Origin of the sequence: Herbaspirillum sp. CF444 (assembly GCF_000282135.1) — a bacterium.
GTDB lineage: Bacteria > Pseudomonadota > Gammaproteobacteria > Burkholderiales > Burkholderiaceae_D > Herbaspirillum.
On record NZ_AKJW01000051.1, the window covers coordinates 1 to 2,516 of the forward strand.

Here is a 2,516-nt window from a genome sequence, read left to right on the forward strand (position 1 = left end):
GGACGTGGCGGCCCCTGCCGCAGCATCGAGTTCGCGCAACCAGGTACGGAAGTTGTAGCGAGTGAAGATTTCACGCAGCGCGACGTTGTCGTTGGGCTGCACCGTCAGCGAGTCGAGGATGGTGCTCATGTGCGCAGACAGGTCGCAATCGGTTTTGACCGTCACCAGCACGCGCGCCTGCGGCAACCACGGCAAAGCCTTGCGCAGGTTCTCGCCGACCACGCCGGTGATCTTGTCGGCATTGGCCATGACGCCGTCGAGCGAATCGTATTGCGTGAGCCATTTGACCGCGGTCTTGGGGCCGCACTTCTCGACGCCCGGGACGTTGTCGACGGTGTCGCCGATCAGGCTCAGGTAATCGACGATGCGCTCGGGCGGCACGCCGAACTTGGCGATCACGCCGGCGCGGTCCATGGTTTCGTTGCTCATGGTGTTGACCAGCGTGACGTGATCGTTGACCAATTGCGCCATGTCCTTGTCGCCGGTGGAGACGATGGTCTTGAGTCCTTCCTCGGCGGCGCGCACGCCCAGCGTGCCGATGACGTCGTCGGCCTCGATGCCTTCGACCATCAGGATGGGCCAGCCCAGGGCGCGCACGGCGGCGTGAATCGGCTCGATTTGCAAGGCCAGATCCTCCGGCATCGATTTGCGTGTAGCCTTGTACTCGGTGTACAAGTCGTCACGGAAGGTTTTTCCCTTGGCGTCGAATATACAAGCGATGTAACTTGCAGGATAATCATTGCGCAGTCGGCGCAACATATTGATGATGCCGTACAACGCACCGGTCGGCGCGCCTTCCGCGTTACGCATATCCGGCAAGGCATGAAATGCACGATAGAGGTAACTGGAACCATCAACTAACAACAAGGTTTTTTGCATATGGAACTTAGAGGAAAAAATGTACCGCGACTGCGGGAAGTGAATGACATCGAGCGCGCCACCGCCAAGAAGGCGCGCGAGTCATGGCATGTGCTCACGATTATGGCAGAATTTATCGAGTCCACCGAGCGTCTGTCGGAGCTGCGGCCTGCCGTTTCCATCTTCGGTTCCGCGCGCACGAAAGCAGACGATCCGCATTATGCCTTGTGCGTCGACATCGCGCGACGCCTTTCCGACGCCGGCTTTGCGGTCATCTCGGGCGGCGGTCCGGGCATCATGGAAGCGGCCAACAAGGGCGCCTTCGACGGCGCCTCGCCATCGGTCGGCCTGAACATCGAACTGCCGCACGAACAGCACGGCAACGGCTGGCAGGACATCTCGCTGTCGTTCCGCCATTTCTTCGCGCGCAAGGTCGCCTTCGTCAAATACGCCGACGCCTACGTGGTATTGCCGGGCGGCTTCGGCACGCTGGATGAACTGACCGAAGCGCTGACCCTGATGCAGACCGGCAAATCGCGCCTGATGCCGGTGATCCTGGTCGGCAGCAAATTCTGGGGCGGCCTGATGGACTGGATCAAGACGCAACTGATCGACGACGGCATGATCTCGCCCAAGGATCTGGACCTGATGCAAGTCATCGACGATCCTGCCGAAGTGGTGGTCGCGATCCAGAAGTTCTACGAAGCCCGCCAAAAACCGGCAGGCGCCGACGGCGACAGCGAACAGCAAACCGGCATGTATCTGTAAGCAGGCACGGAGCAAATACGGTCAATGTAGCGTCGGAGACGCCGGCCCGCAACGATGCTGTTGCGGGCCATTTTTTTGAGAAAAACTTCAATAGTTGTTCTATGGCTCCGTCGTAATCGTTGCGTAATCGGCAAGGCGTTGAACGAACGTGCGCCGCCCCCGTCGAAGCTGGTTCATCACCGGGCCTGCACGCGTGCAGCATCTCTTTGCCTATCCCTGGACCGAACCTGACATGATCACCAAATACCGCCTGTGCTGCCTGCTCGCGCTTGTCGTTGCGCAGGCGTTTCCGCTGGCGCAGGCGCAATCCAATCCCGCCAGCGCCGGCGCACTCTCGCCCTCAGCGGAGCAAGTCGCCAGCGCAGCGGCAAGCGGCAACGCCGAAGCCCAATACACACTGGCGCGGATGTACAACAGCGGCGAGGGCGTCCCGAAAGACCCGGCGGCGGCGGTGCTGTGGCTGCAGAAAGCGGCAAACCAGGGCCACGCCGATGCGCAATACAGCCTCGGCACCAGCTATCTTCTGGGCTACGGCGTGCCGAAGAACGCCGTGGCGGCGGTGGAGTGGCTGCTCAAATCCGCGCAGCAAGGCAACACGCTGGCGCAGACCAACCTCGGCGCGATGTACCTGAACGGCGACGGCGTCGCACAGGACTTCCGCCAGGCGCTGCTGTGGCTGGAAAAAGCCGGTGCGCGGGGCCAGCCGCTGGCGCAATACAGCCTCGGCAGGATGTACCAGAACGGCTATGGCGTGCGCACCGACGAAACGATGGCCGCGCAATGGTATGCGCGCGCCGCGGCGCAAAACCACGCACCGGCCGTGCAGGCGCTGGCGCAACTGAAGCAAGTCGCTCCCACTTCCGCCGCTGCCGCGGCTGCTGCCGGGCCGG

The 2,516-nt window shown here is 62.1% G+C and carries 3 protein-coding genes; 2 read left to right on the top strand and 1 reads right to left on the bottom strand.

Going from position 1 to position 2,516, the window contains the following annotated elements:
- A partial coding sequence (locus tag PMI16_RS09710; protein ID WP_007878977.1) for a 5'-3' exonuclease occupies positions 1–879 on the bottom strand: 879 nt, incomplete at its 3' end.
- On the opposite strand from PMI16_RS09710, the gene PMI16_RS09715 reads away from it, so the two are divergent.
- Together PMI16_RS09715 and PMI16_RS09720 are read left to right on the top strand one after the other, a co-directional pair.
- Positions 880–1,626, top strand: a complete 747-nt coding sequence (locus tag PMI16_RS09715; RefSeq protein ID WP_007878978.1) for a TIGR00730 family Rossman fold protein — start codon at positions 880–882, stop codon at positions 1,624–1,626. It begins immediately after the preceding gene.
- A gap of 148 nt (positions 1,627–1,774) precedes the next feature.
- Positions 1,775–2,516: tetratricopeptide repeat protein (locus PMI16_RS09720; RefSeq protein ID WP_157212586.1), on the top strand; the 742-nt coding region annotated here is incomplete at its 3' end.